This window comes from Paenirhodobacter sp. (assembly GCF_041916475.1).
GTDB lineage: Bacteria > Pseudomonadota > Alphaproteobacteria > Rhodobacterales > Rhodobacteraceae > Rhodobacter.
In genome coordinates this window covers 12,514-38,616 of the sequence record NZ_JAYRZN010000033.1, presented here as the reverse complement: position 1 = coordinate 38,616, position 26,103 = coordinate 12,514, and the positions used below count along the sequence as shown (strand labels likewise).

The 26,103-nt window shown below is 65.8% G+C and carries 23 protein-coding genes; 5 read left to right on the top strand and 18 right to left on the bottom strand.

Annotated features, from left to right (window positions below):
* Positions 1-796: 796 nt before the first annotated feature.
* From ACOMG5_RS13750 to ACOMG5_RS13735, 4 genes are read right to left on the bottom strand one after another with little or no spacing between them, the layout of a single operon-like run.
* Complete coding sequence (locus tag ACOMG5_RS13750; RefSeq protein ID WP_420344371.1) at positions 797-1,246, bottom strand: DoxX family protein; 450 nt, start codon at positions 1,244-1,246, stop codon at positions 797-799.
* Positions 1,239-1,988, bottom strand: coding sequence for a DNA-binding domain-containing protein (locus ACOMG5_RS13745; RefSeq protein WP_420344370.1), 750 nt, complete (start codon positions 1,986-1,988; stop codon positions 1,239-1,241). The genes ACOMG5_RS13750 and ACOMG5_RS13745 overlap by 8 nt, the downstream gene beginning before the upstream one ends.
* Positions 1,972-2,820, bottom strand: a complete 849-nt coding sequence (locus tag ACOMG5_RS13740; protein ID WP_420344369.1) for a DUF692 domain-containing protein — start codon at positions 2,818-2,820, stop codon at positions 1,972-1,974. Before ACOMG5_RS13740 ends, ACOMG5_RS13745 begins: the two co-directional genes overlap by 17 nt.
* 60 nt (positions 2,821-2,880) lie before the next feature.
* A complete protein-coding gene (locus ACOMG5_RS13735; protein WP_420344368.1) occupies positions 2,881-3,153 on the bottom strand; it encodes a DUF2282 domain-containing protein in 273 nt (90 codons plus the stop codon).
* 175 nt (positions 3,154-3,328) lie between these two features.
* On the opposite strand from ACOMG5_RS13735, the gene ACOMG5_RS13730 reads away from it, so the two are divergent.
* Together ACOMG5_RS13730 and ACOMG5_RS13725 are read left to right on the top strand one after the other, a co-directional pair.
* Positions 3,329-3,874, top strand: coding sequence for a sigma-70 family RNA polymerase sigma factor (locus tag ACOMG5_RS13730; RefSeq protein WP_420344367.1), 546 nt, complete (start codon positions 3,329-3,331; stop codon positions 3,872-3,874).
* Complete coding sequence (locus tag ACOMG5_RS13725; RefSeq protein ID WP_420344366.1) at positions 3,871-4,500, top strand: NrsF family protein; 630 nt, start codon at positions 3,871-3,873, stop codon at positions 4,498-4,500. Before ACOMG5_RS13730 ends, ACOMG5_RS13725 begins: the two co-directional genes overlap by 4 nt.
* A gap of 336 nt (positions 4,501-4,836) precedes the next feature.
* Here the strand turns inward: ACOMG5_RS13725 and ACOMG5_RS13720 are convergent, their stop codons facing one another.
* Complete coding sequence (locus tag ACOMG5_RS13720; protein WP_420344365.1) at positions 4,837-5,493, bottom strand: hypothetical protein; 657 nt, start codon at positions 5,491-5,493, stop codon at positions 4,837-4,839.
* 80 nt (positions 5,494-5,573) lie between these two features.
* On the opposite strand from ACOMG5_RS13720, the gene ACOMG5_RS13715 reads away from it, so the two are divergent.
* A complete protein-coding gene (locus ACOMG5_RS13715; RefSeq protein ID WP_420344364.1) occupies positions 5,574-6,779 on the top strand; it encodes a hypothetical protein in 1,206 nt (401 codons plus the stop codon).
* Here ACOMG5_RS13715 and ACOMG5_RS13710 read toward each other — a convergent pair.
* From ACOMG5_RS13710 to ACOMG5_RS13675, 8 genes are all read right to left on the bottom strand, one after another.
* Entirely contained in the window at positions 6,694-7,500 is an 807-nt protein-coding gene (locus tag ACOMG5_RS13710) for a CatB-related O-acetyltransferase (protein WP_420344363.1), read from the bottom strand. The two genes, ACOMG5_RS13715 and ACOMG5_RS13710, sit on opposite strands and share 86 nt — an antisense overlap.
* 33 nt (positions 7,501-7,533) lie before the next feature.
* Complete coding sequence (locus ACOMG5_RS13705) at positions 7,534-8,832, bottom strand: HlyD family type I secretion periplasmic adaptor subunit (RefSeq protein WP_420344362.1); 1,299 nt, start codon at positions 8,830-8,832, stop codon at positions 7,534-7,536.
* Positions 8,829-10,565 (bottom strand): type I secretion system permease/ATPase, encoded by a 1,737-nt coding sequence (locus ACOMG5_RS13700; protein WP_420344361.1) that lies wholly within the window; start codon positions 10,563-10,565, stop codon positions 8,829-8,831. The genes ACOMG5_RS13705 and ACOMG5_RS13700 overlap by 4 nt, the downstream gene beginning before the upstream one ends.
* Complete coding sequence (locus ACOMG5_RS13695) at positions 10,558-11,847, bottom strand: glycosyltransferase family 4 protein (RefSeq protein ID WP_420344360.1); 1,290 nt, start codon at positions 11,845-11,847, stop codon at positions 10,558-10,560. The genes ACOMG5_RS13700 and ACOMG5_RS13695 overlap by 8 nt, the downstream gene beginning before the upstream one ends.
* Positions 11,844-14,000, bottom strand: coding sequence for a hypothetical protein (locus ACOMG5_RS13690; RefSeq protein ID WP_420344359.1), 2,157 nt, complete (start codon positions 13,998-14,000; stop codon positions 11,844-11,846). The genes ACOMG5_RS13695 and ACOMG5_RS13690 overlap by 4 nt, the downstream gene beginning before the upstream one ends.
* Complete coding sequence (locus ACOMG5_RS13685) at positions 13,997-15,244, bottom strand: glycosyltransferase family 4 protein (RefSeq protein ID WP_420344358.1); 1,248 nt, start codon at positions 15,242-15,244, stop codon at positions 13,997-13,999. Before ACOMG5_RS13685 ends, ACOMG5_RS13690 begins: the two co-directional genes overlap by 4 nt.
* Positions 15,241-17,274, bottom strand: a complete 2,034-nt coding sequence (locus ACOMG5_RS13680) for a hypothetical protein (protein ID WP_420344357.1) — start codon at positions 17,272-17,274, stop codon at positions 15,241-15,243. The genes ACOMG5_RS13685 and ACOMG5_RS13680 overlap by 4 nt, the downstream gene beginning before the upstream one ends.
* A 78-nt stretch (positions 17,275-17,352) precedes the next feature.
* Positions 17,353-18,141, bottom strand: a complete 789-nt coding sequence (locus tag ACOMG5_RS13675; RefSeq protein ID WP_420344356.1) for a calcium-binding protein — start codon at positions 18,139-18,141, stop codon at positions 17,353-17,355.
* 233 nt (positions 18,142-18,374) lie between these two features.
* On the opposite strand from ACOMG5_RS13675, the gene ACOMG5_RS13670 reads away from it, so the two are divergent.
* Both ACOMG5_RS13670 and ACOMG5_RS13665 read left to right on the top strand, forming a co-directional pair.
* Positions 18,375-19,727: a calcium-binding protein gene (locus tag ACOMG5_RS13670; RefSeq protein ID WP_420344355.1), complete on the top strand. Its 1,353-nt coding sequence runs from the start codon at positions 18,375-18,377 to the stop codon at positions 19,725-19,727.
* 103 nt (positions 19,728-19,830) lie between these two features.
* Complete coding sequence (locus ACOMG5_RS13665) at positions 19,831-20,763, top strand: pirin family protein (protein ID WP_420344354.1); 933 nt, start codon at positions 19,831-19,833, stop codon at positions 20,761-20,763.
* On the opposite strand, the gene ACOMG5_RS13660 is transcribed toward ACOMG5_RS13665, so the two are convergent.
* From ACOMG5_RS13660 to ACOMG5_RS13640, 5 genes are read right to left on the bottom strand one after another with little or no spacing between them, the layout of a single operon-like run.
* Positions 20,747-22,012, bottom strand: coding sequence for a hypothetical protein (locus ACOMG5_RS13660; RefSeq protein WP_420344353.1), 1,266 nt, complete (start codon positions 22,010-22,012; stop codon positions 20,747-20,749). The two genes, ACOMG5_RS13665 and ACOMG5_RS13660, sit on opposite strands and share 17 nt — an antisense overlap.
* A complete protein-coding gene (locus ACOMG5_RS13655) occupies positions 22,012-22,992 on the bottom strand; it encodes a zinc-dependent alcohol dehydrogenase (protein WP_420344352.1) in 981 nt (326 codons plus the stop codon). The genes ACOMG5_RS13660 and ACOMG5_RS13655 overlap by 1 nt, the downstream gene beginning before the upstream one ends.
* On the bottom strand, positions 22,989-24,308 hold the full coding sequence (gene hisD, locus ACOMG5_RS13650) for a histidinol dehydrogenase (protein ID WP_420344351.1): 1,320 nt from the start codon (positions 24,306-24,308) through the stop codon (positions 22,989-22,991). The genes ACOMG5_RS13655 and hisD overlap by 4 nt, the downstream gene beginning before the upstream one ends.
* 7 nt (positions 24,309-24,315) lie before the next feature.
* Entirely contained in the window at positions 24,316-25,101 is a 786-nt protein-coding gene (locus ACOMG5_RS13645; RefSeq protein WP_420344350.1) for an ABC transporter permease, read from the bottom strand.
* Positions 25,098-26,045 (bottom strand): ABC transporter permease, encoded by a 948-nt coding sequence (locus ACOMG5_RS13640; RefSeq protein ID WP_420344349.1) that lies wholly within the window; start codon positions 26,043-26,045, stop codon positions 25,098-25,100. Before ACOMG5_RS13640 ends, ACOMG5_RS13645 begins: the two co-directional genes overlap by 4 nt.
* Positions 26,046-26,103: the final 58 nt, after the last annotated feature.

Sequence of the window (26,103 nt, the reverse complement as noted above, 5' to 3'; positions counted from 1 at the left end):
AATAGTCCCATGTGGATCACTCCGTTGCCCCCGCCGCTCACCGCTTTGGGGGAAGGTTCACATGGCTCAGTTCTCAGTGAAAATTATGCGCCCAACCGGCTCAGTTCTGGGTGAAAATCAACACCTCCGGGGACGATGGTGGCTCAAGGCAGGGCGTGGCCTCGCCATGCGGCGCGCTTCCGGGTTAGGCGAGCTGAAGCCGCAGGCGATACCTGCCAAGGAACATGACGGCGACGGGCTCCTGGCGATGACACGCGGGCGCATTCTCCTTTCGCCAAGCCGGAGGATCCGGGGGCTGCCCAGGTCCCTGCGGACGATTGGGAGACCACCGGGAGGAGGGTGCCGATTGCGCGGTGTCGAATGATCATCTGTCAGCAAGGGCTACGGGCCGGACTTCATTTGAGGGCCTGCCCGAGGATCATGGCGAAAGATCGGGAGAGCCGCCAACACGCAGGATTGCCGGATTGGCTCTGTCTTCTATTGCCTGATGAACGAACGAGCCCGCAAGGGGGGCTGGGCTCGGGCGATCCGGTCAGGACCGGCGGATTCGATGATATCGCGCGCTTGTACGCACCTCTCCGCAGGTGGATCTCAGCCCGATCGGCTTCGAGCTTTTCCACCTGAAACGCCCTACCCCGGTGCCCGTCAGTCCGGCAGCAAGACATTGATCCGGCCTCGGAAATATCTTCCGGTGCTTCAGCATCACGAAAACCGGGATGATTTCGTCTCTGGCATCAGTGGCATGAAAAGCCCGCACGCACGCGGGCTTTTGGCGCCGGGCCGATGCGGCGCGGGATCAGCGCCGGGCCGGATCCCAGCCCAGCCAGTGATCGAGCGACAGCCGCCCCGGTCCGCAGGCGATGAGCGCAAGGAAGCAGGCCGCCCACAGGCCATGGGTCTGCCAGGCATCCGGATAGACGAAAATTTCGATGACCAGCGTCATCCCCAGCAATGCGAGCGCCGCGAACCGGGTCAGCAGCCCGAGGACGAGCAGGACAGGGAACAGATGCTCCGCCGTGGTGGCCATCACGGCCGCCAGATGCGGCGGGATCAGCGGCAGGGCGTAATCGTTCTCGAACAGGACCCAGGTGCTCGGGGCGATATGCCAGCCGTCGACCTTGGTCTGGCCCGAAGCCCAGAAAATGGAGGCCGGGACCAGCCGCGCCAGCAGCGCGGGCAGCTCCCAGGGCAGGCGCGCGAACAGCAGATTGGCACGGCGCAGATGGGGCGCGAACAGATCAGGCATCGGTTTCCTCCCGGGAGATGAAGGCGCCCGCGGTGGCGAGGCGCAGGATGAGCGGGGCCGGGTCATACTGCGGCTCGAGCGCCCGCCCGGCGCCCACGGCCCCGATGAGCGCCCCGGTCCGGCGCAGGCAATCCACGAACAGGCTGTCGGCCTGCGACAGGCTCCAGACCTCGACATCGAGCCCGCGATTGCGCAGCACCAGGGCGATTTCGGGGCGCATGGCGTCGATCTCGGGGAGGTGCGCGCCGGGCTGATGCGCGGACCAGATCGTCACGAAAGCATGGCGCGCGCGCAGGAGCTGCACCGACGGATGCAGCGCCACGCCGGAGGCCGCCCGGGCCAGCGCAGCCCCCTCCAGCGGGGCAGCATCGGCGGCGTGGTAGGCCACGCCCCGGGCATGCTCAAGCCGCGCGACATCGGCCAGATAGGGCACAGAGGCGGCCGGCGGAAAGCGCGCGAGAAAGGCCGGGAAAGTAGCACCCCAGAGCAGGAGAACCGGGGATTTCGGCTTGTTTTCCGCGATATAGACCCGCGCCGCGGCACGGAAGAACGCCTCCCCGACAAGCGCCTCCGCCACCGGGAACCGCGCACGCAGCGCCTCGATCAGGCCGAGGGTCACATTGTTGCGATACACACCGAAGCGCCGCGCGATATCGCCCGATACGGCATCCGCATCCCGCGGCGGGACGCCACTCGCCAGTCCGGCCCGGAAAGCCGATTGCAGCTCAGGATGCGAGGACATGGCGGCTCCGTTCGATCAGGCGATCCGCGGCGCGGGCCTCGGCCAGAAGGGTGGCGAAATCGGGCAGATCATTGTCCCATTCGATCAGGACCGGCAGCGGCCCCGTCCGCGCGAGGACCTGCGCGCAGAGATCCCAGACCGGATCGGCGACCGGGCTGCCGTGGGCGTCGATCAGCAAAGGCCCGCCCGGCAGCATTTCGGCCTCATGGCCGCCGAGGTGGATTTCGCCCACATGCTCCAGCGGAAAGGCCGCGAGATAGGCGCGCGGATCGGCGCGGCGGTTCGTGCAGGCGACATGGACATTGTTCACATCGAGCAGCAGGCCGCAGCCAGTGCGGCGCGCGATCTCGCGCAGGAAATCGGTTTCGGCCCAGGTGGATTGCGTGAATTCCACATAGGTGGAGGGGTTTTCCAGCAACATCCGGCGGCCGAGCACGGCCTGCACCTCGTCGATATGGGCGCAGACGGTCGCCAGCGTCTCATCGGTATAGGGCAGCGGCAAAAGATCGTTCAGGAATTCGCCGCCATGGCTGGACCAGGCCAGATGCTCCGAGAAGCTCTCGGGCTCGTAGCGCGCCAGCAGCCGGGCGAGCCGGGCCAGGTGGTCGCGGTCCAGCGGCTCGGCGCCCCCAATGGACAGGCCGACGCCATGGACGGAGAGCGCATGATCCGCCCGCAGCGCCGCAAGCTGCGCATGCGGGCGGCCGCCCTCGCCCATGTAATTCTCGGCATGAACCTCGAAGAATCCGAGGCCGTGGCGGGTCTCGCGGATCGCGGCGAAATGCTCCGGCTTGAAGCCGATGCCGGCGGCGGCAGGCAGGGAACAGGTCATCTTGGGCCTCATGGGGTCAGGGGAATGCACGGGCGGCCGGGACCGCCCGCGCCCGCCGGATCAGGATTTCATCGGCTGCAGCGAACCCATGCCATGGGGGGTCTTGATCTGCATGCAGGTGCCCGCGGGCACATATTTCCAATGCGCGCCGTCGTAATCGACCTTGGCGGTGCCGGCGCAGGTGGTTCCGGCACCAGCGGCGCAATCGTTCTTCCCGGCCAGGGCGACGCCGTAGCACTTTTCCATCTTCTGCTCGTCGGCATGGGCGGCAACGGCGGTCAGCGCGGCGGCAACGGAAGCGGCCAGGCCGAGGGTCGTGGAGATATAAGACATGAAATGCTCCTGTCGGAAGTTGTAGGGAACCGACCATCGGTTCCTGACTGTCCGTTCGGGCCGCGCCGATCCGGCGTTACGCCGATCACGAACTGGTGTTGAGACCCGCGCAAAAACTCCGATAATCGTGGGCAGGCTGTAACAAAGGCGCGGTTCGCCCGAATGGACTCCGGACATGACGGGAAGTGACGAAGACTGGTCCGCGCTGATGCGGGCGGCCAATGCCGGGGACACGCGCGCCTATGCGCGGCTTCTGCATGCGATCACGCCCGTGCTGCGGGGCATCGTGCGCGCGAAGGCGCGCGGCTTCCCGCCCGAAGCGCAGGAGGACATCGTGCAGGAGGTTTTGCTTGCCATCCATCTGAAGCGCCACACCTGGCGCAGCGAAAGCCCGGTGAAGCCGTGGCTATATGCGATCGCGCGTTACAAGGTGATCGATGCGTTCCGCGCGCGCGGGGCGCGGATCCAGCTGCCGATCGAGGATTTCGCCGAGAGCCTGCCTGCGGAGCCCGCGGCCGATCCGACCGAGCGCAGCGATGCGCTGAAGCTTCTCGGGCAGCTCGACCCGCGTTCGGCCGAGCTGCTGCAGGCGGTCGGGCTGGACGGGGCGGATGCGCGCGAGGCCGGGGCGCGGCTGGGCATGAGCCCGGGGGCGGCGCGGGTGGCGCTGCACCGTGGGCTGAAACGGCTGGCGGAGTTGAGAAATGGGCGGGGCCTATGAAGACCGATGAGCTGATCCGGACGCTTGCCGCGGATACGCTGCCCGATCCTTCGCCGGAGCGGTGGCTGGCGCGCGCCCTGCCGGCGGCGCTCGGGCTCGTGGCGCTCGTGCTGCTGAGCGCGGTCGGGATCCGGGCGGATCTCGGGGAGGCGCTGCGCGCACCTGTTACCGCGCTGAAAAACATGGTGCCGCTGGGCCTTGGCGGCTGCGCCCTGTGGCTCGCGCTGCGCAGCGCCCGCCCGGCGCAGGCGGTGCGGCTGGCCTGGCTGGCGCTCTTCGCGGTGGGCGCCACGGCCCTCTTTGCATGGGGGCTGGTCTCTTCGCCGATGGCGGGATGGGGCCGCGGGCTCATCGGGCATACGGCGGCCTTCTGCGTTCCAGTGATCTGCCTGTCGTCGGTGCTGCCGCTTGGTGCCACCCTGTTGGCGCTGCGCAATGGCGCCTGCCTTGCTCCCCTGCGCAGCGGCTTTCTCGCGGGCCTCGCCAGCGGCGGCCTTGCGACCGCGATCTATGCGCTGCACTGTACCGAGGACAATCCGTTGTTTTTCGTGACCTGGTATGGCCTGGCGATCCTGCTCATGGCGGGGGTCGGTGCGCTTTGCGGGCGTTGGGTCTTGCGCTGGTAACCGGGCCGGGCTGCGCTGGTGCGATGGCATCTGCGTGCGGGCCGTACTGCCAGTGGCCCAGCGGCTTCTACTGCGCCTTGGCTCGGGCGGAGGAGGAGCAGGGAAAGCCCGCTTGCAAACGCTGGGTGGTGGCACGAGCGTTTGGTCAGGGCTCAACCGTTTCTTGACGGCAATGGGCAATGCCTCGCGTGAGCCCTGCTGGCACTGAAAGGCCAGCATTCCCGGCCGAAGGTCATCGCTTCGCCCCTGCGCGGCGCCTGGCTGTGAGTGCTCCCGCGCCTGTGCGCGGAGAGCGTGCAGGCAGGCTCATCCGGATACTCAGCGCCACTGAAGGCCCTAGCCTGTGACGAAGAGGGACCAGAGGCCGACGATGAGCGACAGCGACGCCATTCCGATGCCCGCCGCCGCAAGCCCCCACAAATGGCGCGGCACTTGCGGCACAGGAGGATCCACCTGCTGAATCGTCGTCTCGAGCCGGAGCTGCACCGTCTCGAACTGCTGAATGCTCCGCGCTTGTGCCGCAAGCACCTCGTCCAGTCGCTCGCGGTCCTGTGCCAGCTCGTTGCGCAGTTCCGTCAGCTCGGTATAGAGCCGCTCGAAGATTTTCTGCTCCGGCTGGTTACGGCTCCCGGAAAGCCTGGCGGTCGGTTGAAGCGGGCATTCGACACCATCTGCACTCCGCGCCACGATCGAGAGCGTGAATTCCATCCCCTCGCCCAGCGGCGGATCCAGCGGAATGGAGAAACCGTAGCGCCCCGTCCCGACACCGTTGCTCAGGAGGTCCTTGCGGGGCCGATTGGCCGGGACTGTCGCCACGACCTTTCCATTGCGCAGCAGATCGACTTCGGCACAGGCTGCCGCATCGGCGCGGTCAATGACCCAGCCTGCAATCCGCTCCGGTTTGATCACGTCGATCACGCCATACAGCCGCGGGCCGGGGCTTTGCTCCGCAGCAGCGCCTACGACAGGCTGGATCGGTGTCTGATCCGTCATTATTCCTCCGGCAAGCAGTGCGTTTTCCCTTTGGTAACGCCGCAGCGTTTAAGATTCCCTCAACAGCCATCGCGGATCCCATGCGCTCCATCATTCTTGTTCTGTCCCTGGCCAATGCGGCCTTTGCGGAAGGCCCGCAAATCACTGGCGAAGCCGAGACCGTGTTCGCATGGCAAAAAGACCGCTGCGAGACTTGGGATATCCCGGATGGGCCTGCCCGCGCCTGGCGCACCCCGGATGGGACGGTCCACCTGCTTGCGGCCGCAGAGCGGACACGCCTTGCGACCGGGCCTGACCTCAACCGCCTGTCGCATCACTGCGCGATTGCCCATGCGGGGATGGAGGCCGACGCGCCGGGACGGTACGATGATCGCAGCTGGCTCGCCTCACCGCACCTCGGCCCTGACGGCAGATTGGTGGCGCTGGCGCATGTCGAGTTCCACGCCCATCGGCGCCCCGGCCTCTGCGTGGCAGGCAAGTATGCGGCCTGCTGGTGGAATTCGATCGTCGAATTGACGTCGCAGGATGGCTCAAGTTTCACGCGCGCAGCGGGCCCGGAGGCACTTGTCGCGGCCCTGCCGGCCAAGATGGACAAGCACCAGGACCATCGCACCGGCTATTTCAACCCGAGCAACATCGTGACGCGGGATGGCTTCTTGTACGCCTTCCTGTTCGCCGAAGACGCGCCGCCGCAGAAGCGCGGCGCCTGCCTCATCCGCCGCCCGGTGGATGGTAATGCGAAAGATTGGCGCGCGTGGGATGGGCACGGTTTCAGCGTCAGTTTCATCGACCCCTACACGAATGCGACCGCCGATCCGGCGGCCCATGTCTGCGCGCCTGTTGACGGAGTCGCCAGTACTATCTCGTCTCTGGTCTGGTTGCCGGAACGGAAGCTGTATCTGGCTGTCACCCCGGCAACCTTGCGCAAGCACAATGGGGTTCTGACGAGCGGCATCTGGACTATCACATCGCCAGATCTGATCCGGTGGAGCGCTGCGGAGCTTCTTCTGGAAGTGCCGCTGCTTTGGCGGCGCGACTGCGCACAAGACAGTGCATTCGCCTACCCCGCCCTCCTGGACGATGACAGCCCCAGCCCGAACTTCGAAACGGCGGGCGCGCGTTTCTGGCTTTATCTCGTCCGTATGAAGCTCGGCCCGGACTGCAAGACCGGGCCTGAGCGGGACTTGATCCGCTATCCGCTCAGCTGGCCTGCGCCAGCGGCGGAAGAAAATGCCCGGCCAAACGGTTTGCCAACGCCTTCGGATCCTGAAGCTCGTCCGAAGTGATCACCGGGCCCTCAAAGGGTTTCACCTGGCCCGCAGCAATTTTCTCTTCGATCGTGTCGAGAGCTTTCTCGATGTTGTCAAACGGTGCGGCGAACAGATCGTAGATCGAATACTGCCACCAGGCCGCGCCGAGCAGCCGCTCCACGATTTTCTCCGGAAAGCGGAGCCGAAGAACGCGGCCCGGGGTGCCGACGACAATCGAATAGGGCGGCACGTCGCGCAGGACGGTCGCCCGCGCCCCAATAATCGAGCCCGTTCCTATCGATACGCCAGATTTGACGAAGGCGCCCTGCCCGATCCAAACGTCATGCCCGATGTCGGTGACAGGGCAACTCGCCGCGAAGGGGCGGACGCCGCGACGAATTTCTTCCTTACGGTCGGCGGCGACCAGATCATTCCAGCCGTTCACCTGCGGAAAATAAGCGGTGCGCGACGTGGTCAACCAGTCGGTCGGGTGCTCATGCGGACCGATCACGACGCCGCTTGCCACCGAACAATAGCGTCCGAAGCGGGCGTTGTTGATGGTTCCGCCGCTGAGGTTGCAAAAGGCGCCGACATCCAGAAATGCGCCCTGCGGCACTGTCGAGATCACCGATACGGGGCCCTCGAGCTGGGAGCCCTTCGCCAGTCGCCGCGTTTCGCGCAATCCGGGGATGCGCAATCCTAATTTGTCCAGCGCCTGAACATCGGCATGGCTGAGTGTGAAATTCTGTTCGGACATGTGTCTCCCTTTCCATTCTGGCGGAGTCGCCAATCATTCGTCCCGCATTGCCTTGCGGAGGTGACGCAAGAGCGGTTCCAACAAGTAGTCTCCGGCACGCCGCTCTCCGGTCTGAACGGCCACCTCGACCGGCATACCAGGGCTCAGGATGACGTCTGGATGCTGCGCGAGACTGGCCCCATCAAGGGTGACGCGCCCTTCAAAATACGCCGTCCCGTCCCGCGGATCTTCGAGCAGATCCGCAGAAATATAGGTGACGGTCCCTTCTATAGTTGGGGCGAGTGCGCGGCGATATGCGGTCAGGCGCACACGCGTGTGACGCCCCACATAGACCGTATCAATCGCCTCCGGCGGGAACCGCGTTTGAATGACCTTCTCATCCGCGGCAGGGACAATCTCCATGACCACCGCGCCCGATCCGATCACCGCCCCCGGCGTCACCACCGGGATATCCACCACCAGGCCCTCCTGAGGCGCCCGCAAAGTTCGGCGGTTCAGAACGTCCTGAGCCGCACGGATCTGGGCTTGTAATGCGGGCAGCGCTTTCTGGGCATCGACAAGCATCTGGCTGGCCTCCGCGACACGCTGATGATAAAGTGTGGCGATATCAGCCGCGACGCGGGCGCGGTCTTCTTCGGCGGCTGTCGCCAACCCTTGATATTCGCCGCGGCTGCCTTCGAGTATCGCAAGATTTCGATCCAATTCGCGCAGCTTCTGTACGGGGGCCGCGCCCTTTTCGACCAGAAGCTGGTTCGATTGGCGATCTTTCTGCCAGCTCCCAATTTGCCGTTCCGCCGCAATCGCTTGTGCCGCATTGGCTGCAGATTGTGCTTTCAATAGCTCGGCCTGGCGGTTGAGCGACGCGATCTGCCCCTGTTGCAATTGCAGACGTGCATCAAAAAGCTGAACCTGGGCCGCAATCTGTACGGGATCGTTTTCCGGAGCCTTGGCTGGGTCGAGCGTTGCAGCGCCGGATACTTCGGCTTGCAATCGCCAGATATCGAAAACCATGGCCTTACGTTGCGCCTCCATCTGCGCAAGGCGCTCGACGTCCTGCGTCGTATCCAATTGGGCGACGGGCTGCCCCGCCTTCACTTCGTCGCCCGGAGCAACCAGAAGGCGCGCCAGTATGCCCCCTTCGAGGCTCTCGACGGTTTTTCTCTTGCTCTGCGCCAAGACGACGCCTTGTGTCACGACGGCTCCATCCAGACGCGCATAGGAGGCCCAACCGCCGAAACCGACAATCATCGCCACAATCAAGATCAAGGCCGCCGTGAAAATAGGCCGGTAGCTCTGAACGGTCTCGTCATCCCAAAGACTTTCAGCGGTCATCGCGCGTGAGCCTCCCGCACCGTGGTGCCCTCGCGGGCCTTTCGCACGCCTTGCGGGCCCATCGCCGCAACGACCTCGGATTTGGGGCCATAATTCGCCACAGCGCCATCCTTCAGAACCAGGAGGCGGTCAGCTTTGTTTAGAATGGACATTCTTTGCGCGATGACCAGCACCGCCGCTCCAGCACTACGAGCGGCCTCGATTGCAGCAACGAGTGCGGCCTCTCCCTCTCCGTCCAGGCTAGAATTCGGCTCGTCCAGAACAAGAAGCTTCGGCCTACCGAAAATCGCGCGCGCCAGGGCGATGCGCTGCCTCTGCCCGCCGGACAACCGCGCACCGGCATCTGAAAGCAATGTCTCATAGCCCTTCGGCAGACGACCGATCAATTCGTGTACACCGGCCTGCCGCGCAGCAGCGACGACATCCTCCATCTTCGCATCCCGGAAACGCGCGATATTTTCGCGAACCGTGCCTTCCAGCAGAAGAGGCTCCTGCGGCAAATATCCCACCGCCTCGCCGAAGCTCGCCCGCTCGTGCCGATAAGTGCTTTGCCCATCGAGGAAGATGCCTCCGGCGGTCGGCGACCAAAGCCCCACAACCAGGCGCGCAAGAGTGGACTTTCCTGCGCCAGATGGGCCGATAACCCCAACCATTTCGCCAGGCTCGATCCGAAAGGAAACATTGCGCAGCAAGGGGATATCCTGCCCGTTTGGAACGTAGCTCACCCTGTCGACGACGAGATCGGCATTGCTGATCTCGACCGGATGAGCGGAGCGCATATTCCCACCCTGTTCCAAGAGCTCCCGAAGCCTGCGCAACGTAGAAAACGCAGTGACCCATTGACGCCAACCGTCGATAAGATGCTCGAAAGGCGACAACATCCGCGACGTAATTACCGTTGCCGCCATGATCGTACCCGGGCTTGCTTCCTGTCCGATCACGACGACCGCACCAGCGCAAATGACCGCTATCTGGAGCCCCAGACGCAGTCCACGTGCAACCGCGGCGAGGGCTTTCGCGGCGGTCCGGCCGTTTTCGATCCTATCCAGTGATTTTGCCTGGCTCGAACGCCAACGACGGGCAACCGCGGGCAACATACCCATCGCCGCAATCACCTCTGCGTTGCGGATTGCCGCACCAGCCTCGGCCTGTGCTGCTCCACTTGCCCGCGTCGCCTCGGCGACCGGGCGGCGCGCCAAGATTTCCGTCGCAAATGCTGCAACGCTGAGAATGAGCGCGCCGGCGAGCCCCACCAAGCCATAATACGGATGCAGCATCAGCAGAACCGCGACCAGGATTGGCGTAAACGCGAGATCCAGCGGTAGTGTAATCGCGCCACCTGCGACAAAGCTTCGCAGGCTAGAGAGATCGCGCAGTGCAGTATTTGCCGAGGAAGGTCCATGATTCAAAGCATTTTCCACGGCCGCCTCGAAGACGGGGCGGCCCAGCTGCGTCGACAAGCGTGCCGCGAGAACCATGAAAAGCTTCGAACGCATGAAATCCAGCATCGCCTGGAACGTCAGAAGCATGACCACGATAACGGTCAGCGCGATCAGCGTATCGAAATTTCCGCTGCTTATGACGCGATCATAGATTTGCGCATGATAGATCGGCATCGCCAAATAGAGCACATTGACGAACACGCCGATAACCGCCGCTGCACCCGCTCCTTTGGCAAGGTCCCGCATCGCCTTGGAATAGGCGGTGGGCGCTGAGTTCGCCTTCTTAGCCATGCTTCACCAATTCTTCGGCAGCACCGCGCCCCGATTTCTGCGCGACCAGGCGCGTGAATAGGTCAGCATGCTGGCGCGCAGCCAGATCGCAGCTCGTCGGCGCGCGAATACCGGCATGAAGCCTGTCCCAAACCGCAGGCTCCATCGCACGGATCATCGCCTCCGCCAGGCTCTCGGGATTGGATACGCGAAAATGCAGGCCATCGATCCCGTCACGGACCTTCTCCGCCATACCGCCGATATCGGAGGCAATGATGGGCCGCCCGTGATGGAAGGCTTCCTGAATGACGACCGGAGCATTCTCCCACCATGTCGAGGGCACAATCGTCCAGTCCACTTCGCGCATCAAATGCGGCAGATCCGGGCTTTTATAGGACCCCATGAACCGCAGACGGCGCCCTGATTGCCGAAACAATTCTTTCACCTGAGCTTGGAACTCCTCAGGTTGATGCTCGAGATTGCCACCAAAGATGTACAAAATCCCGTCGCCCCAGATTTTTTCAGGAATCCGGGTGACTGCTTCTACGAGGACTTTAATACCCTTGAAGGGATTGAGCTGGCCAAAGTAAGCGAAACGATTTCGTCTTCCTCCGGCCGGCAGAGCGCGCAGTGGCGCGACCGCCCCCCCATCGAGGCCATTTTCAATCATGACCAGCTTTTCACGAGGGAGCCCCCAGTCTCCAAACCGTTTGAGGAGGAATCTAGACGGAGAAACAAAAGCATCCACTTCAGCGAAGAAGGACTTGATGAACAGTTCCCGGCGCAGCATGTTCGCCGGCCCAATTTCCGGAAAACACATACCGCAATCTGACGGAGATGCTTTTGAGCAGAGCGCTCCATTCTTCGCCTTGATCATCTGGCCGTGGTGCGCACAAATCGGCAGATATTCGTGCAACGTGTAGACGATCGGCACGTCACCCAACGCGCGGCGCGCAGCACGGATTGCCTGAATTCCGAAGCCCATGACATGATGAAAGTTCACAACATCTGGGCGCAGATCGGCGAGGAAACGCTCAAAATGCGTCATGATCGCTTCCAAATCGTTCATGCCTAGATGGAACCAGTCATAATCGTTGGTCCAGAACAGGGTTTCGTCTGGTGCCTGCCCCAACGACATCAAGGGGGTCGCCGAATGGCGGGCGACGGGCGGACCGATGCCCGCCATGTAATGGGCGTCCCAGCCGCGCTGGCTCTTCAATCCCTGGAACAGGTTGTAGGAGGCAACCTGTGCCCCACCAATAGAAAAAGCAGGGTGGGCATGGCTGAGTACGAGGGCTTTCATCGGTCAGGATCCTCCGCGACTGCGATCAAGGCCGCATCGACTTTTTCCATAAGACGGGCGTGCATATCGCGATCACGCGCCTCTTCTTGCAGCATCCAGAAGTCCGCACGACCGGAGCACCAGGTCCCGAACCCGGCACGATGCAAGCGATGGGCCAGATCACGATGCGTGAAACGGTCACTGTAGAGACGCCCCTGGAAACCGCCTGAGCTCTCAAGCGCGTCACGGTCGATGAGCGCGATTTCTGCGGCACCTGCGGGCATCGGCGCGCAACCGCCACGCACCAGCCAATCTGCGGGGTAGCCCAGCAGCGGCGAGGGATTGGTCTTCGTCGCGCCGACGCCGCCGTAGTAAACGGAGCCATCCTCATAGATCAGCGTCGGTGAGATCAGGCCTGGTGCGTCCAGAGCCTCCGCTTCCTCGATCAACCTTGCCATCCAGCCGGGCGAGACCGGAAGCGCAGAAGGCGACCAGATCAGCACCCGCCGATCGTCCGTCGTGGCGAGGCCGGCCTCGACTTGCTGAGCAAAAACAAAATGATCCGGTGTAAGCAGCAATCGGCCCCGAAGGCCATAGAACCGGAACATCTCCGCGAGGCGCTCTGCAAGCCCGGCAGCAACGCCGCGGGTCGTCACCAGAACAAGATCGATCTGCTCTGCCTCGGGCGAGCCGGCGAGCAAGGCCAAAACGGGCTGGAGCTGGGCGATGGTACGGAACGGCATGATCGCGGGGACATCGCCGGTCGCGAGAGACAGCGCGATTGGCCTCGTTACGGCGCTGCGCAAAGGCCGGCTTCGGGTGGGAAGCCCTGCCAGGAATGGCGCCAGGGTTCCTTCGATGATCTGCTCTATCGCCGGATCGGTTGGCGAGACCGACGACAAGATTTGCGGCAGCCGATCCCGAGAATCCAGCCTTGTGACTTTCACCGGGCGGAACAGGCAGCTGTTGTCGTCGAGTACCAGCTCCAGATAGACTTCATGATCGAGCACCTGATCAACCTTGCCCGGCGCATAGGCAAGAAAGCCGTGCAAAGTATCACCCAGGTCGAGCAGGCGCGTGAAACGCGGGTCTTGGGCGTAGCCGGCGTTGAGATCAGGGCGCGGTGTCGGGTTCCAATGCTCCTGCAACGGCGCGTAAAGATTGCCGGTGCTTTTGACGATGACCCGTTCGACCCTTTGCAACGGATCCAGCAACCAGCCCACTGCGAGAATCCCGCCGTCCGGCGCCTGGAATATCGCATCAAGGGCGGCCGCGATTGGCAAGGCGGTCCCCGAGAGCGTATCCTCCCCCTGATACCGCGGCCGGCAGATCCGCCGGAATGCGCCGAGGATATCGCCCTCGCATTCGATGCGCGGCAGCATGGCCGCTACATGATTGGTTGCCTCCACGCCGTCGAGATGCAGGACTGCGCCACGCACCACGTCCAGCCGCCGCAGGCGCCCGTCATGCTCGAAGAAGACGCAATCGAGCTCCTGATCCTCCCAATCGGCGCCATAGAAGCAGAAGCCCCTGCCGGGCGGCAGGATATCCTCACGCAGGAAGGTGCCAACGGCGACCTCGCTCAGCGTCAGGTCTCCATCCAGGCGCGCGAGCCGCAGGTGCCCCTTGGGCATGCTCATCGACCACCCCTGTGCGAAGAGCCCGCCGGATTCGGGGGCTGCAAGCACCTCGATGAAGCCGTCGGCCTCCGCGGCGCGAGTCAGGAACCCGGCGGCAAATTCACGTTCCGCCCGGCGCTCTTCGGAGCGATCGTCGGACACCAGCGCGCGCAGCAAAAATTCGAAAACATCGCGGCTGTCGACACCATGGGTCCTGACGAATTCGGCGAGCGGCGCGGGCGAGACATCAATCCGGGCTGCGGGGAGCACAGTTCCATAGGTGCGTCCGGTGAAGTCCCTTATCTCGCCGGCATCGGACAGCGGCGCATCGAACAGCGCGAGGCCCGCACGGCCATGCGCACCAGGCCAGCAGCTCGCCACGCATTGAGAGAGCCGCCCACCCTGGCGCAATTCCCCGCGCGCAGGGAGCGGCCCCGGCAACCCGCTGAGCGCTACCAGGGCGCGGCCGCCGGGCAGGATCACCGTCAGATCGGCGCGCATCGGTTCCTGCGCCGAGATATCGATTCCGTAGGGAACTCCGTCCGCCGGTGTCATGCTGCAGTTCTCCGAGTCAGGCTCCGATAGATTTCCAGATGTTCCTTTACGAACCCCTTATGCGCCTCGGGCGTCTGGGCTTTTCTCTGCCCCTGCGCGAGACGGCGGTGCAGCGCGGCATCTCCCGCAACGCGGCCCATCACCTCGGCAAGGGTCGCCGCATCTCCGGGGGGCACATGGAGGCCGGTGACGCCGTCGGCGACGATTTCGGCCATGCCGCCTATGCCTGAGCAAATCACCGGGCGCCCGGCGGCACGCGCTTCCAACAGCACCAGCGGCGCGTTTTCCCACCACAGGGACGGCATCACGACCCAGTCGCACCGCTGCAGGAGCCCGGGAAGCTCTTCACGCCGGTACCCGCCATGATGTTGCACGAGCGGCCCCGCCGCCGTGAGGGCCGCCGCAAAAGCCCCCGCAAACTCCGGCTCCGGGTGAAGTAACCCACCGTGCAGATCAATGCGCAATTCCGCCCCGGCCAGCCGCTGCGCCGCAGACAGCAGCGTCAGAACCCCTTTGTGCGGCGCAATATTCCCGAAATAGGCGAAACGATCAGGGCGGCTTCGTGCGCTCTCCGCAACAGGCGCCAATGGCGCGACGGCGTTGGCCAGCAAACGAATGCGTACGGGTTCGATCCCCCAGGCGATGAACTTGTCGCGCAGGAACTGGCTCGGCGCGATGAACAGATCGACGAGCCGCAACAGCGCAAGAAGATGCGCACGGCGCAGAGCATGGCTGGCGCCGGTCTGCGCGGGCACGCAACTCCGGCATCGTTCCGGGTCCGGCCCGGCGCAGCGCTGCCCATCGGAGGTGGTGAGCAGCCCGTCATTGGCGCAGAGCATCTGAAAATCGTGCAGCGTCATCACGATCCGCGCCTGCGGCGCGAGACGGCGCAGAACCGGGAGCACCTCGGCGCCAATCCTGTCCAGCCCATGCAGATGCAGGATCTGCGGGCGCTGCGCCGCAATCACCCGCGCGAGGGCCTCGATCCAGTCGGTCCCGTCGCAGCGCGCCATTGAGAAGCGGTCATACCGGCCCGTGCGCAGCAGATAGTCCGCACCATGGACGCCAAGGCCCCCCGGCGAATCTTCGGGCCGGGTCAGCGAGGTGCTCGCTGCGAGGAAGCTGCAGTCAACGGCATCGGTCGCATCGAGCGCGCGCGCGAGGCCATGTGCGAGCACCTCGGTCCCACCCGGGGTGAAATCCGGATGGTCATGGGCGATCTGCAGGATCCGGATACCGCTCATGCTTGCTCCTCCTCGATCCGCGCCAGCGCGCCGTGAAGGATCGCGCGCTGCAATGGTGTTTCTGAAATGCCGGATGCGTAACGGATGAACGGATGCCGGGTGGCAATCTGCAACCCGTCCCGCGATACGAGGCGCGCAATCAACACCGCCGGATCCGGGTGGCCGGAGGGCAGCCGGAGCAGCCGCGCGATGCCCGCCTCGGTCAAGCCGAAGCAGGCACAAACCGGGCGCCGGACCGCGCGCAGCCATTCCGGCAGGCGGGCGGCGGGCAGGCCGCGCCAGGCATCGCCCGGCCCCGAAGCCGTGGCAGCGACGGAACCGTCGGCGGCGAGCAAGGCCGCGCCCACGACATCGTCCTTGGCATGCGTCAGGCGACGCTGCCAGGCCGGAAGCCAGCCCGGCTGCGCGGGCAGGACCGCCTCATGCAGGATCAGCGCCGGGCCCGAACCCTCCGCAAGGGCGGCCTGAACGCGCTCCGCGGGCGTGGAGTCCTCTGGCACAGCTATGAGGACATGGGCGATCCCGTACACAGCCACGACCTCCTCCACCGCACGCCGGGCTGCGGCAGCCTGAGGCCCTTCGACCAGCGTACAGACGACCTCGACCCGCTGTGCGCCCCGCTCGGCGAAGATCATCGCCGCCCGGGCGCGGATGATATCGACGGAATCGCCGATCTCCGTAACGATCCGCAGCACAGGCGCCGCCGGAGCCGCACCGAACCGGCGCCGGGCACTGCGCATCGGGCGCCGGATCGCGCCGAGACTGGCCATCGCCAGGGCGCGCTCCAGCCCGGGCCGATCCGCACTGTCGCGCCAGGCCGCTTCGAAATCCGCAGGCAGATTGCCATCGAAGGGATCGAGCATCCCCCGCGCCACCTCCCGCAAACGCCCGGAGTGATGCATGAGCAGAATGCGGTACAGCTCCGCCCCGCCGCCACGTCCGTCGAGCTCGGCCAAGCCGGCAATGACGCCGCGCCCGTCCACCCCGCAAAGCGCGGGCAACTCGGTCCGCTGCGTGCCCCGCTCCACGATCACGGCGCGCACCAGGCCCTCCGGATCGGCCAGTTCGAAGAGATGCAGGACGCCGTCGCGCGTGGCCGAGAGGTGCCGCACCAGAAGGCTGGCCTCCACGGCACCCGGGCGCAACTCGCGCAGGGCATTGGCCGCGCCGGGATCCTTGGGCGCCGCCGCGACGATGCGCTCGAGCAACCAGTCGCGCGCCTGCGGCGTGCGCCCGTCGATCCAGACCGGCGCGGGCAGGCGCCGCATCTGCGCAGGCTGCGGGGCGAGGCGCAGTGGAAGATCGCCAAACAGAACCACCTCGCAGTCCTGAACCCCGGGCGGCAGATGGATATGCAGCAGATTGCCGCCCGCTTCCTGCGCGATTGCCACCTTGCGCAGCAATGCCGGGCCCTCCTGCGCCAGGACCACCACATCCGCCTGCCCGGCCAGATTGCCGCAGCCCGGCGCCGGATAGCTCAGCACCGTCTGGCCGCCGAACCCCGTCGCGGCCACCGGTTCGATCGGCGTCAGATCACAGATCTCCATCAGTTCGCGGAAAGAATCGATCAGCCCGCTTCCGGCGACGGAAAGGAAAAGCGACGCCCCCGTGGTCAGCAGCATCCGCAGCAGCTTCAAACGGCCGCTTTCGGTCAGCCCCTCGATCAGACCGGCCAGATCCGACACCGGCGGCTGCAGCCAGCCCGGATCTACGGTCGCTGCGGCCTGATCGTTCACGAAAAGTTCGAGCGGCTTCGACAACACCTGATCGATGCCGCGCGCCATGAGGAGCACATGCCGGGTGCCACCGGAGCGCAGTTCGAACGCGCCCGCGATATAGGGTTTCGGGATCAGCGCGCCATCCTGACGCGCGATCAGCCGCTCGCGCGGGCCACTGGCGGCCTGCCGGTTGAAATAGGCGGCGCTGACACCAGGCGCGAGCGCAACCAGGGTTGCATCTTCGAGCGCCTTGCCGCGCAGGGCCGTAGGTTGATCCGGAATTCCAAGGGGGTGATTGACGGGAATGTTCATGCCCGGGGCGCCTCGCTGCTGGGGACTAAGGGAGACGAAGAGAACCGGGCGCATCCGAAGATGCGCCCGGACAGATCATCAGCCGACGGTGAAGAACTTCGACGGGTCGGCGACCACGTCGTCGTAGGACACGCCGTGCAGCAGCACGCTGTCGCCCTGACCGAAGTCGATCAGGGTGCCCGCGTCGCCGAGATCGACGGCGTAGTCGGCCACGTCATCGGCCGAAGCCAGCGACACACCGTCAAGCGAGGAGGAGATCTGCAGCAGGTCGCCGTCGGAGAAGTCCATCACCACATCGCCACCGCCGGAGAAGACGAAGAGATCATCGCCCGCGCCGCCGTAGAGGATGTCGTCGCCCGCGCCGCCGTCGAGCGTGTCGGCCCCGGCGCCGCCCTTCAGCAGATCGTCACCTTCGCCGCCGACGAGGAAATCGTCGCCCGCGCCACCATCGAGCTGGTCATCGCCCGCGCCGCCATCCAGCACGTCATCGCCCGCGCCGCCATCCAGCACGTCATCGCCCGCGCCGCCGTCGAGCGTGTCATCGCCCGCGCCGCCAACCAGAAGATCGTTACCATCTCCGCCGAACAGCACGTCGTGCCCCGCCCCGCCCGAAAGCGTGTCGTTGCCCGCATCGCCATAAAGCACGTCGTCCCCCGCACCGCCGAGGAGCTGATCGTTGCCCTCGCCGCCGTGCAGCGTATCGTCGCCCGAACCGCCGTTGAGCAGGTCGTCGCCGAGGCCGCCCTTGAGGATATCATCCCCCGAACCGCCGGAAAGCGTATCGTTCCCCGCGCCACCGTCGATGAAGTCGTTCATCGACGTGCCGAACAAGAAATCACTGAATGCACTGCCTGGAATTGTCGCCATGTTACCCTCTTTTTGCACGTGTCCACCCACGTAAGGGCCACTTACCCATCCCCGCGCTTAACCTCGGGTTAATTGGCGGCCGGGATTTATTTCGCATTTGCAGCATCTCGATTCCGTGATCGGCGCCTCCGCCGCACGGCCTTCACTCTTCGGTAAGGGATTGCCCCCATCAGATAGTCGTCACGGGTGGTTCGTACGGCAGGGGTGCCGGACCGTGTTTTGGGGGATATACCGTGAGCAGCGGCTACAGCGGCGTCAATCTCAACTTGATATTCGGGTCCACATCGGTGGACTGGAGCTTTCTTTCCAACCTTTTCAATGGGGTAATCAGCAACCCGGACGGCAGCCTCGGGTTCACGATCCAGACTTCGGGCCTGTTCGGCGGCACCGTTGCGGGAACGGCCGGCAACAACCTGATCTTCGGCGGCTTCGGCGCCGACCTGATCGGGGGCGGCGCGGGGGACGATACGCTGATCGGCGGGCTCGGCCGTGATTCCCTCACCGGCGGCACCGGCGCAGACCTTCTGATCGGCGGCTACGACCACGATCTCCTCACCGGCGGCCTGGGCGACGACACCCTCGACGGCGGCGACGGCAACGACATGCTGCACGGCGGCGCGGGATCGAACTTGCTCTTCGGCGGCGCGGGCGATGATGTCCTGGACGTCCGCTGGGCGAGCGATACCGACCGCGGCGGCCTGAGTTACAGCGACTGGGTGGCCGACAAGCGCCTGTCCACCGACGAAATGCACGGCGGCGATGGCCATGACACGCTCGAAGGCTCTTTCGGCAACGACCGCCTGTATGGCGATGCCGGAAACGATTCCCTGCGTGGGCAGGACGGCAATGATCTGCTCGACGGCGGCGACGGCCACGACATCCTGCGCGGCGACAATGGCGCCGATACGCTCCTGGGCGGCGCAGGCAACGACACGCTCGACGGTGGCCTCGGCGACGATTCCCTCGACGGCGGCGCGGGCGATGACGAGCTGAGCGGCGGCAACGGCAACGACACGATCCTGGGCGGCGACGGCAACGACCATATCCTCGGCGGTTTCAGCGACGACTGGATCACTGCGGGCGACGGCAACGATACCGTGGACGGCGGCGGCGGCGATGACGTGGCCTATCTCGGCGCAGGAAACGATCTGTTCCTGGGGCTGGATGATTTCGGCCGCGGCGACGACATGGTCTTCGGCGAGGCCGGCGACGATCGGCTGCACGGCGGCCGCGGCGGCGACTATCTCGACGGCGGGACCGGCGACGATACGCTCAACGGCGGCGCAGGCGACGATTATCTGACTGGCGGCGATGGCACCGATGCGTTCGAGTTCCGCTCCGCCTCCGGTGTCGACATGATCGCCGATTTCTCCGACGAGGATACGCTGCTGATCACCCGCAACATCAATGGGCTCGGTGCCGAAACCGGGGGTGAGGTCACCACCGAAACCCTGATCGACAATATTATCGACCTCGATGGAAATGCCTATCTCGATCTCGGCAATGGGCACGGGATCTATTTCCTCGATGTCAGCGGCGATGAGCTGAAGGCGATGCTGCCCGACCATGTCGATTTCCTGAGCTGAGCTTTCCGGGGGCGCACAGGATCTGGGCGCCCCCGCACAGACTGCGGCATCGACTTCGCCCGGATCGGACCTATCCTCTGCCAGACCAGAGGGAGAGACCGACATGAGCTGGAACCCGATGCTGAACCCCGGAAATCCGGAGGCCGTCGACACCGACGCAATCGAGACCCTGATCATCCCGCGCGCCCGCGATCTGGGCGGCTTCGAGGTGAAGCGCGCCCTGCCCGCGCCGCAGCGCCAGATGGTCGGGCCCTTCATCTTCTTCGACCATATCGGCCCCGCCGAGATCCTGACCGGCAAGGGCATCGACATCCGCCCGCATCCGCATATCGGCCTCGGCACGGTGACCTTCCTGTATCGCGGAGATTTCCATCACCGCGACAGTATTGGCAGCGACCTGGTGATCGAGCCGGGTGCGGTGAACTGGATGGTCGCCGGCAAGGGCGTGACGCATTCGGAGCGCACCTCCGCGGCGGGGCGCGCCGGGCCGCACAGCCTCTATGGCATCCAGACATGGATTGCGCTGCCCGAAAGCCATGAGGACATGGCCCCGATCTTCGAGCATCATGGCAAGGAAAGCCTGCCGCAGTTCGAGGATGGCGGCGTCACTGCCACGCTGATCCTCGGGCAGGCCTATGGCGGGCAGGCACCGGCGACGCTCTATTCCGACACGTTCTATCTCGACGTGGTGTTGCAGCCGGGGGCGCGGTTCCCCCTGCCCGACGATCAGGAAGACCGCGGGATCTATGTCACCGAAGGTTCGATCCGTGTCGCGGGGCAGGAATTCGAGGCCGGGCAGATGATGGTCTTCCGCCCCGGAGACCGGATCACCGTCGCGGCAGGGGCGCGCGGGGCGCGGGTGATGGCGCTTGGCGGTGCCACGCTGAACGGCCCGCGCTACCTCTGGTGGAACTTCGTCGCCTCTTCGCGCGAGAAGATCGAAAGCGCCAAGGAGGAATGGCGGCGCGGGGACTGGGGCAAGGGGCAGTTCGACCTGCCCCCCACCGACCATTCCGAATTCATTCCATTGCCCTGAGCCCAGGGCGGATCCCGGCCAGGAAATCCGTGACCAGATCCGCGCCCGCTTCGGGGGCGGAGCCGCACATCAGCGCGACCTGAAGCCCCACCGCCAGCGAGACCGGATTGCCGCCCCTCAGGTTCATCACCAGCGTCGGGCAGAGGAACAGCGCGAGGCGCAGAACCTCCTCCCAATCCGGCGGCAGCAGATTCTGCGCTGCCAGATGGGCAATCCAGGGGCGCCAGAAATGCGCGGACTTGGCCGCAAGCAGCGCGCGCCGCACCGGCCCCGGCGCCCAATCCGTGTCTATATGGAGCCGCCCCGCCTCCAGCCGCGCCGAGGCCTGGTAGCGCCCGGAAGCCTCCGCTGCATCATAGAGCCAGAGCGGATGGGCAAAGATGTTGTGGAAGGTGGGCTTCACCTCGGCCAGCAGCGCGGGCACATCGGCGCCGGCAAAGGCCGGGTCGAAATAAGACAGCGCCCCGTCTTCGTACCAGACATTGGCATTATGGGCATCGCCATGGGCCACGATCCCCCCCGCATCTGCGAGGCGCGCCGGATCCAGCCGCACATGGGCGCGGTCGAACAATTCACCCAGCGAATGGCGATAGGGGATGCCATTCAGGACCGTGCGCGCCGCAGCGATTTCCGCCCAATCCGCGCTCAGGCCGGGCAATTCGAACCGCTGCCCGACGTAGAACGCCGCCAGCCGTCCACCCGGATACCGCCCCTGCGGCGGGTCGATCAGACGCTCGTGGAACAGCCGATGGATCGGTTCCGCCCTAGATTGCGCGGGCGTGATCGGATGCAGCGTTTGCGTCGCGACCGTCAGGATCCGGTCGTTCAGCGCGGCCTCCGCCGCGGCTGCGCGCGCGATTGCCTCCCGCTCCGGCGCCAGATCGAGCGCGCGCAGCACGTCCGAGAACCGCGGGCTGGTACGGCGGCGATAGATCAGCACCTGCTCCCCCGGCAGGGTCGACATATGCACCGGCTGATCCACCGGAAGCCCCGCCCGCGCGAGGATATCGGCGCGGTAATATTCGCCGCGCATCGCCTCCTCCCCCTCTTCCTGATGGAACTTGAAGAAGAAGTCCTCTGCGCCGGACCGGAAGAACCCGTTGAGAGAATTGAGAGAATACTGATCGTGGTTGATCCTGAGCCCACTCACCGGGATCCCGAACAGCCCTGCAATCCACTCCGAAAGCCGCGCTTCGGCGGCAGCGCCGTTTGTGCGCGCCAGCGCGCGGATCTCCGCGGTTTGCGACATCACGCCACCTCGATAATGGTTTTCAGCCCGGTCACGGCCCCGGCCAGATGCCGCCCATAAGCCTCCGGCACCGCATCGAGCGGGATCCTTTCGGCAATGAGCGCATCAAGCGCAGGCGCGAGCCCGGCCAAGAGCGCGCCCGCCTCGGCCAGCTCCTGCCCGAAGGCATGGCAGCCGATCAGGGCCATTTCCTTCTCCACCAGCGTCACCGGATCCAGATCGAGCTGGCCATGGCCGATCCCCACCAGCGCGAGCCCGCCGCCCGGCGCGAGCCCCGCCACCAGCCCGGCGATAACCGCAGGCGCTCCGGTCGCATCCAGCGCATGACGCGCGGAGATCCGGCCCAGATCGCCGATCCGGGCACCGGTGACCTGCGCGACCAGCGCCGCCCGCGCGGCATTGCGGTCGATCACCGTGACCAGATGGCCGCGCCGCGCGGCAAGGAGTGCTGCCAGCCCGCCGATGGGCCCGCAGCCCGTCACCACCAGAGGCGCCCCCTCCGGCAGCGCCAACCGGTTCAGCGCATGCAGCGCCACCGCCAGCGGCTCGGCCATCGCCAGATGCCGGTCGGCCACGCCCTCGGGCGCGGGCAGCACATTGCGCGCAGGCAGGCTCACCGCCTCGGCAAAGCCGCCGTCGATCACCTCGCCCAGAAACCCCAGCCGTTCGCAGACCTGGCTCAGCCCCGCGCGGCAGGCGGCGCAGACCCCGCACACATGCCGGCTGTCGACCAGAACCCGGTCCCCCGGCGCCACATGGCGCACATCGGCGCCCACGGCCGTAACCACGCCGGTGAACTCATGCCCCGCGACCGAAGGCGCCCGGCTGATCCAGGCGCCTGTGCGGAAATTGTGCAGATCCGAGCCGCAGATCCCCGCCGCCGTGCCCCGGAGCGTGACCTCCGCGGGGCCGGGCGGCGCCGGGGCCGCGATCTCCTCGACGCGCAGATCCTGCACCCCATGCAGGCGCACGGCCTTCATTTCAGATAACGTGTGCGGATCTCGCTCACCGCATTGGCATGGTTGTCGAAGCCTTCGTACCTAGCCAGCGTATGCGCGGCCTCAGCGAGCGGGGCATAGCCCTTCGGCGTGACATAGCCGATGGAGCTGCGCCGCACGAAATCCGTGACCGAGAGCGGGCCATAGGTGCTCGCGCCGGCCGAGGTCGGCAGCACGGCATTGGGACCGAGCGCGAAATTCGCGATCGAAACCGGCGTATGCGTGCCCATCAGGATCTCCGCGGCCTCGGTGATGTCGCCCAGATATTCGAACGGCTTCTCCGACAGGATCTCCAGATGCTCGGGGGCATATTCGTTCACGAAGGCACAGGCATCGGCCATGTCGCGCGCGAGGATGATCCCGCCCGACCGCCCGCCCAGAACCTTCTGCGAGAATTCCACCCGCTGCGCGCCCATCCGGCTCCAGTGCTCGGGCAGCGCAGCCAGCGCCTCTTCGGCCACGCGCCGCGAGGAGGTCACCAGCCAGGCGGAGCTGTCGGGGCCATGTTCGGCCTCGATCAGCAGATCGAGCGCCGCGAGCCCGCCATGCACCGTATCATCGGCCAGGATCACGCATTCCGAAGGGCCCGCGGGCAGGCCCGGGTCGATCACCGAAGAGAGGAGCCGCTTCGCCGCCACCACCCAGGGGCTGCCGGGGCCGACGATCTTGCGCGCGCGCTTCACGGTTTCGGTGCCATAGGCCGCGGCGGCCACCGCCTGCGCGCCCCCGGCCTTGTACACGGTAGACACCCCCGCGAGCCGCGCCGCGACCAGCGTCGCCGCATCGACCTTGCCGTCCGGCCCGGGCGGGGTGAAAATCGCGAGGTCGGGCACGCCCGCCACCACCGCCGGGACCGAGGTCATCATCGTCACCGAGGGGAACGCCCCCTTCCCGCGCGGCACATAGAGCGCAACAGAGGAAATCGGGGTGAAGCGGTCGCCTGCGAAGGCGCCGGGGCGCACCTCTTTCAGCCACATCGCCTCGGGGGATTGCTCCTCGTGGAAGCTGCGGATGTTCTCGATGCCGAAGCGGATCGCCGCGATCACCTCTGGGGCGACCTGGGTGAAGGCCGCGTCGAAATCGGCCTCGGTGGCCTTCAGGTCATCGGGGCGCAGGCCCGCGGCCTTGTCGAAATCGCGCCCGAAGCGCGCCAGCGCCGCATCGCCCTCGGTCTTGACCGCCTCGATGATCGGCCCGACACGCTCGAGGAAGAACGAAAGGTCGGCCTCCGAGCGGCGGGTGAGATCAGAGCGCTCGGCCGGGGTCAGATCGGCCAGGACCTTGAACGTGACCTGCATGATGTCCTCATTTCGATTTCAGGAAGATTTCCAGCCCGACCAGCCGGTCGAGCAGCCAGATCGCCAGCAAGGCGACCAGCACGAAGACCACCGACACCGCCGCGAGATCCGGGGTGATGATGGAGCGGATGGAATTGTAGATCTGCACCGGCAGGGTCACCGTGCGCGCATCGGTGAGCAGCAGGCTGACGAGGAATTCGTTCATCGCCAGCACGAACATCAGCAGCCCCCCGGTGATCACGCCCGGCATGACCGCGGGCAGCGTGACATGGACGAAGGTCTGCACCCGCCCGGCCCCGCAATTCTGCGCGGCCAGCTCCAGATCGCCATCGAGCGCCGCCGCGGAGGAGGAGACCGACCAGACGATGAACGGCAGGTTGATCACCGCGCAGGCGATGCCCACCGGCCAGACCTGCCCCAGAATGCCCCATTGCCCGAAGACGAGCATGAGCCCGATGCCGGAGCCGATCAGCGGCACGGTGAAGGGCAAGAGCAGATAGACCTGCAGCGCCCCTTCCCCGCGCAGCCGGTAGCGCGAGAGCGCGAGCCCCGCCAGCGTGCCCACGGGCAGCGCCACCGCCGTGCAGACCGCCGCGACGACCAGCGAGCGCCCGAAGGCCTGGCGCAGATCGCGCGCGGCGATGATCTTTTCGTACCATTTCAGCGACAGCCCCTCCGGCGGGAAGGCGATCATGTTGCCCGCGGTGAAAGAAGCCCCGATCACCACCAGCGTCGGCGCCGAAAGCGTCAGGATCGACAGCCAGACGAGGCTCCAGATGCTCAGCCGCTTCATTTCCGCGCCCCCATCGCCAGCGTGCCCGCGCCGAAGGCGGCAAAGACCACCGCCGCGAGCACCGAACCCGCCGCCACCAGAAGCAGCGCCAGCGCCGCGCCCAGCCCCTGATCCGCGGTGCGGAAGAACTGGTCATAAATCGCATTCGCGACGAAATCCTGCGAGCCGCCGCCCAGCATCGCGGGCATGGCAAAATCGGTGAGCGTCAGCGTCGCCACCACCAGCCCGGCCCCGATCAGCCCGGGCTTCGCCATCGGCAGCACCACATGCCACAGCGTCCGGCGCCAGTTCGCCCCGAGGGAGCCCGCGGCGGTCTCGATCTCGGCCGGGATCGCGGTCAGCGCCGGGGCCAGCATCAGCACCGCGAAGGGCAGCATGTATTGCACCAGCCCGAACACCACCGCCCAGAAGTTGAACAGGAGCCGTTGCGGCGGCACGCCCAGAAGGCCTAGGCCCTCGTTCACGATGCCCGCATTGCCGAGGATGATGAGCCAGCCATAGGCCCGCACCACCTGGCCGATGAAGAACGGCAGGAACAGCACCACCAGGAGCGCCTTGCGCACCCAGGCGCGCTCCGTGCGCACCATCGCATAGGCATAGGGGAAGGCGAGCAGCAGCGTGAGCACCACGGTCAGCGCCGTGGCCGAAACCGAGCGCCAGGCGATGCGGCCATAGACCGGCGTGGTGAGCGCCTTGGTGTAATTCTCCGCCGACCAGCTCTCGGAGGGCAGGAACGTCGCGGTATCGAGCACCCGGAGCGAGCCATCCGCGATCCACAAGAGCCCCAGCACCAGAAGCCCCACCAGCAGCAGCGCCGGCGTGAGCATAAGCCAGCCGGTCCAGCGCGCCATGCGCCGCGGCCAGAGAATATCGGCGAGCCGCTCGGCCCCGTCCATCAGCCGCCAGCGCAGCGGATAGTGAAAATCGCGTGTCGGCTTGTCCATGTCCATCCTGCCCGGGAGTCGCGGGCCCCGCCGGGGGGGGCGCGGGAGGGGCCGCAGC

Excerpts from the sequence above, each read along its gene's own strand:
- ACOMG5_RS13750 (WP_420344371.1), bottom strand. The coding sequence starts at position 1,246 with ATGCCTGATCTGTTCGCGCCCCATCTGCGCCGTGCCAATCTGCTGTTC.
- ACOMG5_RS13745 (WP_420344370.1), bottom strand. The coding sequence starts at position 1,988 with ATGTCCTCGCATCCTGAGCTGCAATCGGCTTTCCGGGCCGGACTGGCG.
- ACOMG5_RS13740 (WP_420344369.1), bottom strand. The coding sequence starts at position 2,820 with ATGACCTGTTCCCTGCCTGCCGCCGCCGGCATCGGCTTCAAGCCGGAG.
- ACOMG5_RS13735 (WP_420344368.1), bottom strand. The coding sequence starts at position 3,153 with ATGTCTTATATCTCCACGACCCTCGGCCTGGCCGCTTCCGTTGCCGCC.
- ACOMG5_RS13730 (WP_420344367.1), top strand. The coding sequence starts at position 3,329 with ATGACGGGAAGTGACGAAGACTGGTCCGCGCTGATGCGGGCGGCCAAT.
- ACOMG5_RS13725 (WP_420344366.1), top strand. The coding sequence starts at position 3,871 with ATGAAGACCGATGAGCTGATCCGGACGCTTGCCGCGGATACGCTGCCC.
- ACOMG5_RS13720 (WP_420344365.1), bottom strand. The coding sequence starts at position 5,493 with ATGACGGATCAGACACCGATCCAGCCTGTCGTAGGCGCTGCTGCGGAG.
- ACOMG5_RS13715 (WP_420344364.1), top strand. The coding sequence starts at position 5,574 with ATGCGCTCCATCATTCTTGTTCTGTCCCTGGCCAATGCGGCCTTTGCG.
- ACOMG5_RS13710 (WP_420344363.1), bottom strand. The coding sequence starts at position 7,500 with ATGTCCGAACAGAATTTCACACTCAGCCATGCCGATGTTCAGGCGCTG.
- ACOMG5_RS13705 (WP_420344362.1), bottom strand. The coding sequence starts at position 8,832 with ATGACCGCTGAAAGTCTTTGGGATGACGAGACCGTTCAGAGCTACCGG.
- ACOMG5_RS13700 (WP_420344361.1), bottom strand. The coding sequence starts at position 10,565 with ATGGCTAAGAAGGCGAACTCAGCGCCCACCGCCTATTCCAAGGCGATG.
- ACOMG5_RS13695 (WP_420344360.1), bottom strand. The coding sequence starts at position 11,847 with ATGAAAGCCCTCGTACTCAGCCATGCCCACCCTGCTTTTTCTATTGGT.
- ACOMG5_RS13690 (WP_420344359.1), bottom strand. The coding sequence starts at position 14,000 with ATGACACCGGCGGACGGAGTTCCCTACGGAATCGATATCTCGGCGCAG.
- ACOMG5_RS13685 (WP_420344358.1), bottom strand. The coding sequence starts at position 15,244 with ATGAGCGGTATCCGGATCCTGCAGATCGCCCATGACCATCCGGATTTC.
- ACOMG5_RS13680 (WP_420344357.1), bottom strand. The coding sequence starts at position 17,274 with ATGAACATTCCCGTCAATCACCCCCTTGGAATTCCGGATCAACCTACG.
- ACOMG5_RS13675 (WP_420344356.1), bottom strand. The coding sequence starts at position 18,141 with ATGGCGACAATTCCAGGCAGTGCATTCAGTGATTTCTTGTTCGGCACG.
- ACOMG5_RS13665 (WP_420344354.1), top strand. The coding sequence starts at position 19,831 with ATGAGCTGGAACCCGATGCTGAACCCCGGAAATCCGGAGGCCGTCGAC.
- ACOMG5_RS13660 (WP_420344353.1), bottom strand. The coding sequence starts at position 22,012 with ATGTCGCAAACCGCGGAGATCCGCGCGCTGGCGCGCACAAACGGCGCT.
- ACOMG5_RS13655 (WP_420344352.1), bottom strand. The coding sequence starts at position 22,992 with ATGAAGGCCGTGCGCCTGCATGGGGTGCAGGATCTGCGCGTCGAGGAG.
- hisD (WP_420344351.1), bottom strand. The coding sequence starts at position 24,308 with ATGCAGGTCACGTTCAAGGTCCTGGCCGATCTGACCCCGGCCGAGCGC.
- ACOMG5_RS13645 (WP_420344350.1), bottom strand. The coding sequence starts at position 25,101 with ATGAAGCGGCTGAGCATCTGGAGCCTCGTCTGGCTGTCGATCCTGACG.
- ACOMG5_RS13640 (WP_420344349.1), bottom strand. The coding sequence starts at position 26,045 with ATGGACAAGCCGACACGCGATTTTCACTATCCGCTGCGCTGGCGGCTG.